This window comes from Pseudonocardia nantongensis (assembly GCF_046546495.1).
Taxonomy (GTDB): Bacteria; Actinomycetota; Actinomycetes; order Mycobacteriales; family Pseudonocardiaceae; genus Pseudonocardia; species Pseudonocardia nantongensis.
This window is the reverse complement of sequence record NZ_JBKGXT010000003.1, coordinates 315403-328351: the sequence shown is the minus strand read 5'-3', so window position 1 is coordinate 328351 and position 12949 is coordinate 315403. Positions and strand designations below refer to the sequence as shown.

The following is a 12949-nucleotide window of genomic DNA, read 5'->3' as shown; positions in this document are numbered from 1 at the left end:
GGTTCTCCAGGTGCAGATGATGATCGGGACGCCGGGGCGGTACCGGCTCACGGCCGGGTCACGGCCGGGTCAGGGCCTCATCGGCACCGTATCCGACGGACAGCGGGCCGGGATCGCCCGAGGCGGACCCGGAGGCCGCGGGCGTCGGGATGTCCTCCAGCAGGTGCTTGCCCAGCTGTGCCTCCTCCGGCAACGGGATCGGGTACTCCCCGTCGAAGCAGGCGCAGCACAGCCGGGACCGGGGCTGCTCGGACGCGGCGACCATGTGGTCCACCGAGACGTAGCCCAGCGAGTCCGAGCCGATCGAACGCCGCACGCCCTCGGTGTCGGCCCCGTTGGCGATCAGCTCCGCCCGGCTGGCGAAGTCGATGCCGTAGAAGCACGGCCAGCGCACCGGAGGCGAGGCGATCCGCACGTGCACCTCGAGCGCGCCCGCCTCGCGCAGCATCCGGACCAGCGCGCGCTGGGTGTTGCCGCGGACGATCGAGTCGTCCACCACGACCAGGCGCTTCCCGCGGATCACGGTGCGCAGCGGGTTGAGCTTGAGCCGGATGCCGAGCTGGCGGATCGTCTGGCTGGGCTGGATGAAGGTGCGGCCGACGTAGGCGTTCTTCACCAGGCCCTGGCCGTAGGGAATGCCGGAGCCCTGGGCGTAGCCGATCGCGGCCGGGGTGCCGGACTCCGGGACCGGGATGACCAGGTCCGCCTCGACCGGATGCTCCTCGGCGAGCCGACGGCCGATCTCCACCCGGGTGTCGTAGACCGAGCGCCCGGCGATCTGGGTGTCCGGCCGGGCCAGGTAGACGTACTCGAACACGCAGCCCTTGGGCTCCGGTGCGGCGAAGCGCTGGCTGCGGATGCCGTCGGCGTCGATCGCGATGAGCTCGCCCGGCTCGACCTCCCGGACGAACGAGGCACCGACGATGTCCAGCGCCGCGGTCTCCGAGGCGATCGCCCAGCCGCGCTCGAGGCGGCCCAGCACCAGCGGCCGGACGCCGTGGGAGTCCCGGGCGGCGTAGAGGGTGGTCTCGTCGGCGAAGGTCAGCGAGAACGCGCCCCGCAGCCGCGGCAGCAACCGCAGCGCGGCCTCGAACATGCCGAGGTCCGCGGCATCGGCCGCGAGCAGCTCGGTGACCAGGTCCGAGTCCGTGGTGGCACGCAGCCCGGAGCTGTTGCGGTTCTCCAGCTTCGCGACGGCGTCGCGCAGCTCGGAGGTGTTGACCAGGTTGCCGTTGTGGCCGAGCGCCAGCCCGGACCCGGTGGCGGTGGTGCGGAACGTCGGCTGGGCGTTCTCCCAGGTCGTCGCGCCGGTGGTGGAGTAGCGGCAGTGCCCGACGGCGAGATGCCCGCGCAGCGAGGACAGGGTCTGCTCGTCGAACACCTGGCTGACCAGGCCGAGGTCCTTGAACACCACCATCCGCTGCCCGTCGGACACGGCGATGCCGGACGCCTCCTGCCCGCGGTGCTGCAATGCGAAGAGCCCGTAGTAGCTCAGCTTGGCGACGTCCTCGCCGGGAGCCCAGACACCGAAGACGCCGCACTCCTCGCGGGGACCGCTCTCCGGTTCGTATTCGGGGGAGATCCCGGGTTCGGGGTTTGCAGGGCTGTTGCGGGTGTTCCGGACGGAACTCAACGCAGGCGCTCCCTCGGCAGGCGGCGAACCGGACCGGTCTCGATCGTACGCCCGGGCGGTGGCGTCGACCCAGGTCCGGGGACCGGCGTCACGTCCGTCGCATCGCCGGTGCGGGGCCCCGGTCAGGCCAGCGGGAGCAGCGGGCCGATCTCACCGGCTCGCCCCCCGGACGCCCGCACGGTTCCGGAAGCGACGGCGTCGTCCCAGTTCAGGACGCCGAGGGCGAGCCCGATCCAGGTCCGCGGGTCGGTCTCGACGACGTTCGGCGGGGTGCCGCGGGTGTGCCGCGGTCCCTCGACGCACTGCACGGCGCCGAACGGTGGGACCCGCACCTCGACGCTGTGTCCCGGCGCACGGCGGGCCAGCTCGGCCAGCGACTCCTTCACCGCAGCCTTGCGGGTGGCCCGGTCGGGTTCCGGGCCGCCCGCCGACCACGCGCGCAGGACGTCGGCGCCGCCGCCCGGGCCGCGGGCGCTCCGCTCGGCGTCGCTCATGCCCCCGGCAGGTCGGCCGGCCCGAACCGTGCGGGAAGCGTGCCCTCCCAGGCGGTCCGCAGCTCGTCGAGGACCAGCCCGCCGACGGCGTCGAGCACCAGCGACCGGCCGCCGGTGTCGCCGATCCGGGTGGCCGGGACGCCGGCCTCGGCGGCGCGGGCCAGGAACGCCTCGGCGCCGGCGGCGCCGACGGTGACCAGCACCCGGCCCGCGGACTCGGCGAACAGGGCGCTGAAAACGTCGTCGTGCACCGGCGCCAGATCGATCCGGGCCCCGCGGTTCCCGGCGAGTGCGGCCTCGACCAGGCCCTGCGCGAGCCCGCCGTCGGACAGGTCGTGGCTGCCGGTGAGCGTCCCGTCGGCGGCCGCGGCGGCGAGCAGCCCGGCGAGCCGCCGCTCGTGCGCCAGGTCGACGGCCGGCGGCCGCCCGCCGAGGTGCCCGTGCACCTCGTGCGCCCACTCCGAGCCGCCGAGCTCCTCGGTGGTCACGCCGAGCAGCAGCACCGCGTCTCCGTCGGCCCCGGCGAACCCGGACGGGACGGCCGTCGCGACGTCGTCGAGCACGCCGAGCACCCCGACGACCGGGGTCGGCAGGATCGCGGCCGAGCCGGTCTGGTTGTAGAAGCTGACGTTCCCGCCGGTCACCGGGGTGCCGAGCACCGCGCAGCCGTCGGCGAGACCGCGCACGGCCTGCTCGAACTGCCACATCACGTGCGGGTCCTCCGGCGAGCCGAAGTTCAGGCAGTCGGTGACCGCCAGTGGCACCGCCCCGGACGTCGCGACGTTGCGGTAGGCCTCGGCCAGCGCCAGCTGCGCGCCGGTGTAGGGGTCCAGCGCGACGAACCGGGCGTTGCAGTCGGTGGCGACGGCGATCCCGCGACCGGTCCCCTCGTCGACCTGCACGACGCCGGAGTCGGCACCGTGCGCGGCGACGGTGTTGCCGCGCACGTAGCGGTCGTACTGGTCGGTGACCCAGGCCCGGGAGGCCAGGTTCGGGGCGGCCGCCATCCGCAGGATCTCGGCGCGCAGCTCGGAGGGTGTCTCCGGGCGGGGCAGCCGGTTCGGGTCGTCCGCGGCCAGCGCGTCCTGCTTCTCGTCGTCGCGGGCGACCGGGCGCCGGTAGACCGGGCCCTCGTGCGCGACGGTCCGCGGCGGCACGTCGACCACGGTCTCGCCGCCGGAGGCGATCACCAACCGGTCGCCCTCGGTGACCTCGCCGATCACGGTGGCGATCGTGTCCCACTTGCGGCAGACGGCCATGAAGGCGTCCACGTCGCCGGGCCGCACGACCGCGCACATCCGCTCCTGGGACTCCGAGGAGAGGATCTCGGCGGCGGTCATCCCGGTGGCGCGCAGCGGGACGGCGTCCAGGTCGACGTGCATCCCGCCGTCGCCCGCGCTGGCCAGCTCGGAGGTCGCGCAGGACAGGCCCGCGCCGCCGAGGTCCTGGATGCCGACGACCAGCCCGGCCGCGAACAGCTCCAGGCAGCACTCGATGAGCACCTTCTCGGTGAACGGGTCGCCGACCTGCACGCTCGGCAGCTTCTTGCGGGCCGCCGACCTGCTTGCAGGGTCGGCCTTCTGCGCAGCGCCGCTGGACTCGTCGAAGGTCTCCGACGCCAGCACGGACACGCCGCCGATGCCGTCGAGGCCGGTCGTCGCGCCGAACAAAATGATCTTGTTGCCGGTGCCGGAGGCGAACGCCAGGTGCAGGTCCTCGGCCTTGAGCGCACCCACGCACAGCGCGTTGACCAGCGGGTTCCCCACGTACGACGGGTCGAACACGACCTCGCCGCCGACGTTCGGCAGGCCCAGGCAGTTGCCGTAGCCGCCGACCCCGGCGACGATCCCCGGCAACACCCGGGCGGTGTCCTCGGCGTCGGCCGGGCCGAACCGCAGCGGGTCACCGACCGCGATCGGGCGGGCCCCCATCGCCATGATGTCGCGCACGATGCCGCCGACCCCGGTCGCCGCTCCCTGGTAGGGCTCGACGTAGGACGGGTGGTTGTGCGACTCGACCTTGAAGGTCACCGCCCAGCCGTCACCGATCGAGACGACGCCGGCGTTCTCGCCGATCCCGGCGAGCATCGCCGAGCGCATCTCGTCGGTGGTGGTCTCGCCGAAGTAGCCCAGGTGCACCTTGGACGACTTGTAGGAGCAGTGCTCGCTCCACATCACCGAGTACATGGCCAGCTCGGCCTCGGTGGGCCGGCGACCGAGGATCTCCTGGATGCGCGCGTACTCGTCGTCCTTGAGACCGAGCTCCCGGTAGGGCTGCGGCGCCTCCGGCGTCGCCGCGGCACGCTGGACGGAGTCGACGGTCACCTGGGGCATCGTCACGGCGCCAGGGTAGACGCCGCGCCGCCGGGGGCCGGCCGCCCCCGAGACCGGCCTCACCGGGGTCAGGCGGCCACCCGGGCCAGCACCGAGGTGAACAGGCCCAGCCCGTCGGTGGACGGCCCGGTCCGCGCGCTGGTCGCGTGCTCGGGGTGCGGCATCAGCCCGACGACGTTGCCCGCCGCGTTGGTGATGCCGGCGATGTCCCGGGACGAACCGTTCGGCGCGCCGTCGCGGTAGCGGAACACCACCCGGCCCTCCCCCTCGAGCTCGTCGAGGGTGCCTGCGTCGGCGACGTAGCGGCCCTCCTGGGACTTGAGCGGGACCAGCAGCTGGTCACCGGCGGTGTAGTCGCCGGTCCAGGACGTCGTCGCGTTCTGCACGGTCAGCACCAGGTCCCGGCACAGGAAGTGCATCCCGGTGTTGGCGATCAGCGCGCCGGGCAGCAGGTGCGCCTCGCAGAGGATCTGGAAGCCGTTGCAGATGCCGAGCACCGGCAGGCCCCGACCGGCGGCGTCCACCACCTCGCGCATGATCGGTGCCAGCGACGCGATCGCGCCGGCGCGCAGGTAGTCGCCGTAGGAGAACCCGCCCGGCACGACGACGGCGTCCACACCCTGCAGGTCGTGGTCGCCGTGCCAGAGCCGGACGGCCTCGGCACCGGAACGCCGGACGGCGCGGGCGGCGTCGACGTCGTCGAGCGTGCCCGGGAAGGTGATCACTCCGACCCGGGTGGCGGCGCTGCTCACAGCCGGGTCACCGTCCAGTCCTCGATCACCGGGTTCGCCAGCAGCGAACCGGCGAGCCGGTGCAGGGTCTCGTCGTCGATCGCGTCGTCGACCTCGAGCTCGAAATGCTTGCCCTGCCGCACGCCGCTGACCCCGGACACCCCGATCCGGCCGAGCGCGCGGGTCACGGCCTGACCCTGCACGTCGAGGATCTCGGGCTTGGGCATCACGTCCACCACCACTCTGGCCACCCGCTCAGCCTACGGTGAACGCATGCACCTGACCCACTACGGGCACGCCTGCGTCCTGGTCGACACCGGAGCCGCCCGGCTGCTGTTCGACCCGGGAGCCTTCTCGTCGGGCTTCGAGTCCCTCGACGGCCTGGACGCGATCCTGGTCACCCACCAGCACTTCGACCACGTCGACGCGGAGCGCGTGGCGCACCTGCTGCGCGCCAACCCGGACGCGGCGCTGGTCACCGACGGGCAGACCGCACAGCAGCTGACCGGCATCGACGCCCGGACCGCCGCCCCCGGCGACCGGCTCGACCTCGGCGGTGCCGCGGTGGACGTCGTCGGGTCCGGCGAGCACGCGGAGATCCACCCGGACATCCCGCTGGTGGCCAACAACGGCTACCTGGTCGACGGCGTGCTGCTGCACCCCGGCGACGCCTACGTGCCACCGGGCCGCGACGAGCTCGCGACGCTGCTGCTCCCGACCGGGGCGCCGTGGCTGAAGGTCTCCGAGGCCGTCGACTACCTGCGGGCGGTCGCGCCCCGGAAGGTGGTGCCGATCCACGAGCAGACCCTGGCCGACCCGGCGCTGCACTACCGGTTCTTCGACTCCCTCGGCCCGGAGGGCAGCACCCTCCTGGTGCCGGACCGGGGCACCGCGGTCGCCGTCTGATGGGGATGCGCTGGGAGCAGGTCGTGGTCGACGCCCGCGACCCGGTCCGGCTGGGCCGCTGGTGGGCCGAGGCGCTGGACTGGGAGGTCGTCAACGCCTCGCCCGAGGAGTTCGAGATCCAGCCCGCGGGCGGGGTCGCCCCGGGGTTCATCTTCGTCCCGGTGCCGGAGGGCAAGCGGTCGAAGAACCGGATGCACGTCGACCTGCGCCCGGACGGGGTGCGGGACTCCGAGGTCGCGCGGCTGTTGATGCTCGGGGCGACCCGGGTGAACGTCGGCCAGCACACCGGCCAGCCGTGGACGGTGCTGGCCGACCCGGAGGGCAACGAGTTCTGCGTGCTGGGCGAGCGGCGGAGCTGACCATCCACAGGCGACCCCGGTTGTCCACACGACCCCGCACACTGTGGACAACCGGGGCACTGCCGGGTACGGGTCAGGCCGCGGGCACGTCCGCGGCGACCAGCCCGCGGTGCACCGCCGGGACCGCCCCGGCGCCGCGGGCGGCGTCGATCGCGACGAGCGCGGCGTCGACCCGGTGCGATTTCCGGAGATCCTTGGCACGCAGCGCGATCCGCACGGTCCCGCCGCGCTCGGCGGTGCGACCGGCGGCCTGCAGCAACGCGCGAGCCCGCCACCGCTCCCCGGCCGGGCGCTCGGCCGGGCGCAACCGCACCTCGACGCTGCGGAACGAGAGCACCCGCGCCTTCAGCGCCCGGCCGTCCGGGCCGGGCGAGCGCAGCGCCGTCTCGTCGGCACACAGCGCGAAGCCGTGATCGTGCAGCGCGTCCAGGGTGCCGTCGGAGGCGGTCCAGCGAGGCGGGGCGAAGCCGTCGGTGGACAGCCCGGTCGCGGCGAGCACCCGGCGGGCCGCGGTCAGGCGCAGCACCGCCTCGTGCCGGGGCAGCGCGCCGAACTCGGTGCGCCGGCCGAACCGTGGCACCGCACCGTTCTGCCAGGACCCGACCGGGTCGGCGGTGTGGTCGTAGCCGTGCAGCAGCAGGTCGTCGCCGGCCCGGATCCGGCCGGCGATCCAGCGCACCAGGTCGTCGCCGCGCCGCAGCGGACCCTCCGGACCGCGCGGCTGCACCAGGTGGGTCAGCGGGACACCGCGCCGGTCCAGCTCGGCGGCGAACGCGGCGGCCCGGGCGCGGTCGGCGTCGTCGCCGTCGGTCAGTCCGGACAGCGACACCAGCAGGGTGCTCATGGCTCCATTGAGCCGGACCGACGTGAACCGCACGTGAGGACCCGGGGGCGGTCCGGCGACAGCTTCGGTGCGCGGTCACCCGCTCCCTACCGCGCGGTGAAGCCGCCGTCGACCTTCAGCTCGGCCCCGTTGACCATCGCGGCCTCGGCCGAGGCCAGGTAGACCACGGCCGCCGCGATCTCCGACGGCTCGGCGAAGCGCCGGGCCGGGATCTCCGCACGATGTGCCTCGCCGGCCGGGTTGTCCCAGGCGGCACGGCCCAGCTCGGTGAGCACCACGGTCGGCGAGATCGCGTTGACCGTCACCCCGTGCGGCCCCCACTCGACGGCGAGGGTGCGGGTCAGACCGTTGATCCCGGCCTTGGACGCGCAGTACGCCGCGTGGTTCTCCAGCCCGCTGCTCGCGGCCTGCGAGGCCAGGTTGACGATCCGGCCGTACCCCGCCCCGACCATCACCCGGCCGGCCGCCTGGGCCATCAGCCAGGAGCCGGTCAGGTTGACGTCGAGGGTCCGGCGCCACTCGACGATCCCCAGGTCCCGGGCCGGCGCCAGCAGCGCGACCCCGGCCGAGTTGACCAGGACGTCGAGCCGGCCGTGCCGGTCGAGAACCTCCTGCACACAGGCCCGGGCGGAATCGGGGTCGGCCACGTCCACCCGGTGCGCCGACGCGCAGCCGGCCAGGCCGTCCTCCTTGAGGTCGGCGCCGGCGACGGTGGCGCCCTGCGCGGCGAGCGCGGCCGCCGCCTCCGCGCCGATCCCGGACGCCGCCCCGGTGACCAGGGCGACCCGGCCGGTCAGGTCGAACATCAGCAGTCCGTCCCCACCCGGCCGGCCTCGGCGAGCGGCTCGCCGTCCCGGCGGTCGTAGTCGTTCAGCGCGGCGACCTTCTCCGCGGAGGCGCTCTGCGGGTCGAAACGGTGGTCCAGCCAGTCCGTGACGAGCTTGCGGGCCAGCTCGATGCCGACCACCCGCTGGCCCATGCACAGCACCTGGGCGTCGTTCGACTTGATCGAGCGCTCCACCGAGAACGGGTCGTGCGCGGTGACCGCGCGGATGCCGGGCACCTTGTTCGCCGAGATCGCGACGCCGAGCCCGGTGCCGCAGATCAGCAGCCCGCGGTCGACCTCGCCGTCGGCGATCTTGCGGGCCGCGGCGACCCCGATGTGCGGGTAGGCGGTGTGCCCGTCCGGACCGACCCCGACGTCGATGACCTGGGCGACCCGCTCGTCGCCCTCCAGGTCGGCCTTCAGCTTCTCCTTGTAGTCGAACCCGGCGTCGTCGGCGCCGACCACGATGCGCAGCTTCTCGCTCACTTGTCCTCCTTCAGCACGGTTCCGACTCCAGCACGGCTCCCACCGCGGTGACGACCAGCCCCATCGAGGTCGCCCCCGCGTCCGGTGTACCCACGCTCCGCTCGGCCAACGGACGGGCGCGGCCGATCTTCGGGCGCAGGTCCGCGGTCCGTCCTGCCTGCTCCGTCGCGACCTCGGCGGCGCCGGCCCACGCCGGTGCGAGCTCCTCGCCCGCGCCGACCCGACGCTCCAGGTCGTCGACGAACGGCAGCAGCGCGTCCAGCAGCGTCTTGTCGCCGGGCTGCGCGCCGCCGAGCTGCTGGATCGTCGAGGCGAACTCCCGCACGCCCGCGGCGACCGTGCCCGCCGGGTAGGCGTCCGCGGTGTCACCCAGGTGCCGGCCGAACGCCTCCAGCGCGGCACCCCACAGCACCCCGGAGGTGCCGCCGGCCCGCTCCGCCCAGGCCTGCCCGGCCTGCTGCAGCAGCCATCCACCGCCTACCCGGTCACCGGACTCCCGAACCCGGGCGGTGGCCGCGGTGACGCCCTTCAGCATGCCCCGCCCGTGGTCGCCGTCGCCGGCGACGGCGTCGATCCGGCCCAGCTCGTGCTCGTGCTCGCGGATCGTCGACTCGACCGCGGCGAGCGCGGTGCGGACCGTGCCGGCCAGCCGCCGGCCGGCCTCGCCCGCCTCCGGCGCGGTGACCACGGCCTCGGCCTCGGCCAGCTCGTCCGGGGTCGGCTCGCGCAGCGGCGCCAGCGGCGCGGCAGCCTTGCGGTAGGCGGGGGTGTAGGCGTCGGCCCGCCAGAGCGGGTCCAGCTCGTCGTCGAGCCACATCAGGGTCAGCGAGCATCCACCCATGTCCAGGCTGGTCACCAGCTCGCCGACCTCCGGCTCGACGATCTCGAGCCCGGCCTCGCGCAGCCGCGGCGCGACGTGCCGCCAGAGCAGGAAGAGCTCCTCGTACTTGGTGGTGCCGAGCCCGTTGAGGATCGTGCCGACCCGCTTCGGGGCGCCGGCCGGGGCGTTCTTGCACACCTCGTCGACCAGCAGCGCGGCGAGATCGCGGGCCGGCAGCATCTCGACGTCCCGGATCCCGGGCTCGCCGTGGATGCCCAGGCCGAGGCCGAGGTGACCCTCCGGCACGGTGAACAGCGGTTCGTCCTCACCGGGCATGGTGCAGCCGGAGAACGCGACGCCGAGGGTGCGGGTGGCGGCGTTCGCGGCCCGCCCGAGGCGCTCGACCTCGTCGATGCCGAGGCCGCGCGCGGCGGCCGCGCCCATCGCCTTGAAGACCGTGAAGTCGCCGGCGATGCCGCGACGCTTCTGCTCCTCCTCGGCGGAGGCGACGTCGTCGGTGACGATCACGATCCGGGTGTCGATCCCCTCGGCCCGCAGCCGCTCGGCGGCGATCCCGAAGTTCATGACGTCACCGGCGTAGTTGCCGAAGCTGAAGATGACGCCCCTCCCCTGGTCGGCCGCCTTGCCGACCGAGTAGGCCTGGGCCGCCGAGGGCGAGGTGAAGATGTTGCCGACCACCGCGCCGTGCGCCAGGCCCGGCCCGACCGTCCCGCAGAACGCGGGGTAGTGCCCGGACCCGCCGCCGACCACCACGGCGACCTGCGGCTCGTCGCCGCGGTGGGTGACCACGCCGCCGTGCACCCCTCGGACACGGTCGGCGTAGAGGTCGAGGAAGCCGGCGAGCTGGTCGTCGGCGAACTCGGCCGGGTCGTCGAAGATCCTGGTCATGTCCCCTCCTCGGGGCGGGTCCGGGCGCTCGCGCCCGGGGTGTGGACTAGTGGGCGGAAGCGGCCGTGCGGGATGCCGTCGCGTCCTGGGAGACGTTCAGGAACGACACCATCACGAACGCCGCGGCGTAGAGGACCACGAAGCCCCAGACGACCCCGACGTTGCCGGTACCGAGCGCGAGCATCACGTAGACGACCGCCGCGCCGAGGAACTGCGCCCCACCGGCCGCGGTGGTGTACATGGCCATCGCGGCTCCCTTGTGGTCGGGTGCCAGCGCGGGCATGATCGCGCCCATCGGGACGAACCCGGCCAGCAGGCAGCCGAACACGCAGCCCGCGAGGACCGAGACCCAGAAGCCCCAGGTGGAGCCGGCCGGCACGGCGTGCGGCACGTACCACCAGAGCAGCAGGCCGACGGCGGAGCCGAAGACACCGAACCACTGCACGGTGCGGCGCCAGCCCCACTTGTCGCCGACCCAGCCGAACACCGCATTGACCAGGATGTTCGTCGCGTAGACGAAGACGGTCATGATCAGCCAGCGGGACTGGCCCCAGCCGAGCTCGGTGGCGATCACCGTCGGCAGGATGATGAACATGCCGTACTGCGGCGCGGTGTTGATCAGCCGGACGAGGAAGCCCATGAAGATCTTCGGCTGGCGGCAGGACAGCCGCAGGCCCGCGGTGATGACCTGCGCGTTCGACTCGCCGGCCGGGGCCAGCCGCCGGGTCGCGTGCTCCTCGTGCACGGCGAACCGCGCGATCAGGAAGCCGACCAGGACGAGCACCGTGGACCCGATCATCGCGCCGGTCTCGCCGCCGGTCGCCCCGCCGAATGCCGGGATCATGCCGAGGGCGAACAGCGAACCCAGAGTGGGCAGGCCTCCGGTGAACATGACGTAGAACCAGCCGACCGCGACACCGTTGCGCTCGTACGGGGTGACCACGTTGATCCACACCAGGAACGCGAACGCGAAGAGCGGGTAGCCGAAGCCCCGGAAGAAGTAGGTGACCGCGACCAGCGGGGTGCTGCCGAGCTGCAGGCTCAGCAGGAACAGCACCTCGAAGACCACCCAGACGACCACGCCGAGGGTCATCACCCGGCGCGGTCCCCACAGGTCGGCCAGAGCGCCCGACAGGTAGCTCCCGACCAGGACGGCGACGCCGTACGCGGCGACGATCGCCGCGGCGGTCTCCGCAGGCGAGCCGAGTACCGACTCGATGTGCGGTGAGATGAAGTTGGACTCGGTCCCGTTGCCGGTCATGAAGACCAGCACGCCGACGAAGCCCCAGCGCAACGAGTGCGGGATGCCGATCCGGTCGAGGAAGGTCTCGTTCTGCGGCTGGTTGATGGCAGCGCTGCTCATCGGTGCTCCTCTCAGGCGTTCGGGAGGATGGAGACCTTCACCGACGCACCGGAGGTGTCGCCGACCAGGTCGAGGGCCTTCTGGAACTCCGCGAGGGGCACCTGGTGGGTACAGATGTCGGAGACCGGGAGCTTCCCGTCCTCCAGCATCTTGATCGCGGCGGGCCAGCAGTGCGGGCCCAGGTGGGCGCCGCGGACGTCGAGCTCCTTGTCGTCGGAGATGATCGACCAGTCGACGGTCACCTCCGAGCCGAAGACCGAGTACTCGACGTAGGTACCCAGCTTGCGCAGCAGGTTCAGGCCCTGCGCGACGGCCGGGGTGGCCCCCGAACCCTCCAGGTAGACGTCGGCTCCGTAGCCCTCGGTCAGCTCGCGGACCTTGGCGACCGCGTCCTCGGAGCCGATGTTGATCGTGAGGTCGGCTCCGGTCCGGCGGCCCAGCTCCAGCTTGGCGTCGTCGAGGTCCAGGGCGATCAGCAGGCGCGGGTTCTTGGCCCGGGCGCCGGCGATCAGGCCCAGCCCGATCGGGCCGCAGCCGGCGACGACCACGACGTCGTCGAAGGAGATCGTCGCCCGCTCGACCGCGTGCAGCGCGCAGGACAGCGGCTCGGCGAACGCGGCGTGCGCCGGCTCCAGGTCCTTCGACACCTTGTGCACCCGGGCCCGGGTCGGGACGGCCATGTACTGCGCCATCGCGCCGTTGAAGTTGCGGAAGCCGAACATGTCGTGCGGGCCGCACATCCAGTACTGCCCGCGCCGGCAGTAGCGGCACTCCTCGCACGGGACGATCTGCTCGCAGGCGACGCGGTCGCCGATCTCGACGCCGTGCAGCGCCAGGCCCTCGTCGTCCCCGCCGACGATCTGCCCGACGAACTCGTGGCCGGGGGTGACGCCGGTCTGGGCCCAGGCGGGACGGTTCTCGTCGCCCCAGAACTTCGCGGCACCGTGGTAGCACTTCAGGTCGCTGGCACACACACCGACCGCCTCGACCTGCATGAGCAGCTCGCCGGCACCGGGCTTCGGGACATCCACCTCCTCCAGCCGGTAGTCCTCCGGGCCGTGTACGACGACGGCCTGCATCCGGGTGGGGATCTGGGTCCCAGTGGTCACGGCGAAACCTCCATTGGTGCCATGCGGACATCTGCATGCGCTCTGGTGTGAGCATGCGTTCTCGTGTGAACATCGGTCAACACATCTGTTCCAGAATGAACAAACGTGCAAAACTGGTGGTGGACTCCAGCACGGA

13 protein-coding genes are annotated in these 12949 nt (G+C 73.1%); 2 read left to right on the top strand and 11 right to left on the bottom strand.

Annotated elements, in window-relative coordinates:
* Positions 1 to 58: 58 nt before the first annotated feature.
* The 5 genes from purF to purS form a co-directional block, all read right to left on the bottom strand.
* A complete protein-coding gene (gene purF / locus ACLFMI_RS05305) occupies positions 59 to 1582 on the bottom strand; it encodes an amidophosphoribosyltransferase (RefSeq protein WP_410946631.1) in 1524 nt (507 codons plus the stop codon).
* Between the two features lie 173 nt (positions 1583 to 1755).
* Positions 1756 to 2127 (bottom strand): sterol carrier family protein, encoded by a 372-nt coding sequence (locus ACLFMI_RS05300; protein WP_410946589.1) that lies wholly within the window; start codon positions 2125 to 2127, stop codon positions 1756 to 1758.
* On the bottom strand, positions 2124 to 4460 hold the full coding sequence (gene purL / locus ACLFMI_RS05295) for a phosphoribosylformylglycinamidine synthase subunit PurL (RefSeq protein WP_410946630.1): 2337 nt from the start codon (positions 4458 to 4460) through the stop codon (positions 2124 to 2126). Before purL ends, ACLFMI_RS05300 begins: the two co-directional genes overlap by 4 nt.
* 68 nt (positions 4461 to 4528) lie before the next feature.
* Positions 4529 to 5212, bottom strand: coding sequence for a phosphoribosylformylglycinamidine synthase subunit PurQ (gene purQ / locus ACLFMI_RS05290; RefSeq protein ID WP_410946588.1), 684 nt, complete (start codon positions 5210 to 5212; stop codon positions 4529 to 4531).
* Positions 5209 to 5442 (bottom strand): phosphoribosylformylglycinamidine synthase subunit PurS, encoded by a 234-nt coding sequence (gene purS / locus ACLFMI_RS05285; RefSeq protein ID WP_029239885.1) that lies wholly within the window; start codon positions 5440 to 5442, stop codon positions 5209 to 5211. The genes purQ and purS overlap by 4 nt, the downstream gene beginning before the upstream one ends.
* A 22-nt stretch (positions 5443 to 5464) precedes the next feature.
* Between purS and ACLFMI_RS05280 the strand changes: the two genes are divergently transcribed.
* Complete coding sequence (locus tag ACLFMI_RS05280; protein WP_410946587.1) at positions 5465 to 6097, top strand: MBL fold metallo-hydrolase; 633 nt, start codon at positions 5465 to 5467, stop codon at positions 6095 to 6097.
* On the top strand, positions 6097 to 6456 hold the full coding sequence (locus tag ACLFMI_RS05275; RefSeq protein ID WP_410946586.1) for a VOC family protein: 360 nt from the start codon (positions 6097 to 6099) through the stop codon (positions 6454 to 6456). Before ACLFMI_RS05280 ends, ACLFMI_RS05275 begins: the two co-directional genes overlap by 1 nt.
* Positions 6457 to 6529: 73 nt before the next feature.
* On the opposite strand, the gene ACLFMI_RS05270 is transcribed toward ACLFMI_RS05275, so the two are convergent.
* The 6 genes from ACLFMI_RS05270 to ACLFMI_RS05245 all read right to left on the bottom strand — a co-directional run bounded on the left by ACLFMI_RS05270 (position 6530) and on the right by ACLFMI_RS05245 (position 12813).
* Positions 6530 to 7300, bottom strand: coding sequence for a DUF2334 domain-containing protein (locus ACLFMI_RS05270; RefSeq protein ID WP_410946585.1), 771 nt, complete (start codon positions 7298 to 7300; stop codon positions 6530 to 6532).
* An 86-nt stretch (positions 7301 to 7386) separates the two neighbouring features.
* Entirely contained in the window at positions 7387 to 8106 is a 720-nt protein-coding gene (locus tag ACLFMI_RS05265) for a GolD/DthD family dehydrogenase (RefSeq protein WP_410946584.1), read from the bottom strand.
* Entirely contained in the window at positions 8106 to 8612 is a 507-nt protein-coding gene (locus ACLFMI_RS05260) for a ribose-5-phosphate isomerase (RefSeq protein WP_410946583.1), read from the bottom strand. The genes ACLFMI_RS05265 and ACLFMI_RS05260 overlap by 1 nt, the downstream gene beginning before the upstream one ends.
* A gap of 10 nt (positions 8613 to 8622) precedes the next feature.
* A complete protein-coding gene (locus tag ACLFMI_RS05255) occupies positions 8623 to 10341 on the bottom strand; it encodes a dihydroxyacetone kinase family protein (RefSeq protein ID WP_410946582.1) in 1719 nt (572 codons plus the stop codon).
* Positions 10342 to 10387: 46 nt separating this feature from the next.
* Complete coding sequence (locus ACLFMI_RS05250; protein ID WP_410946581.1) at positions 10388 to 11704, bottom strand: RbtT/DalT/CsbX family MFS transporter; 1317 nt, start codon at positions 11702 to 11704, stop codon at positions 10388 to 10390.
* A gap of 11 nt (positions 11705 to 11715) precedes the next feature.
* The gene (locus ACLFMI_RS05245; RefSeq protein ID WP_410946580.1) at positions 11716 to 12813 is read right to left on the bottom strand and encodes an alcohol dehydrogenase catalytic domain-containing protein; all 1098 of its coding nucleotides are present in this window, start codon (positions 12811 to 12813) and stop codon (positions 11716 to 11718) included.
* Between the last annotated feature and the right edge of the window lie 136 nt (positions 12814 to 12949).

Coding starts and splice junctions, on each gene's coding strand:
- ACLFMI_RS05250 (WP_410946581.1), bottom strand. CDS start 11,704: ATGAGCAGCGCTGCCATCAACCAGCCGCAGAACGAGACCTTCCTCGAC.
- ACLFMI_RS05300 (WP_410946589.1), bottom strand. CDS start 2,127: ATGAGCGACGCCGAGCGGAGCGCCCGCGGCCCGGGCGGCGGCGCCGAC.
- ACLFMI_RS05255 (WP_410946582.1), bottom strand. CDS start 10,341: ATGACCAGGATCTTCGACGACCCGGCCGAGTTCGCCGACGACCAGCTC.
- ACLFMI_RS05280 (WP_410946587.1), top strand. CDS start 5,465: ATGCACCTGACCCACTACGGGCACGCCTGCGTCCTGGTCGACACCGGA.
- purL (WP_410946630.1), bottom strand. CDS start 4,460: ATGCCCCAGGTGACCGTCGACTCCGTCCAGCGTGCCGCGGCGACGCCG.
- ACLFMI_RS05275 (WP_410946586.1), top strand. CDS start 6,097: ATGGGGATGCGCTGGGAGCAGGTCGTGGTCGACGCCCGCGACCCGGTC.
- ACLFMI_RS05270 (WP_410946585.1), bottom strand. CDS start 7,300: ATGAGCACCCTGCTGGTGTCGCTGTCCGGACTGACCGACGGCGACGAC.
- ACLFMI_RS05265 (WP_410946584.1), bottom strand. CDS start 8,106: ATGTTCGACCTGACCGGCCGGGTCGCCCTGGTCACCGGGGCGGCGTCC.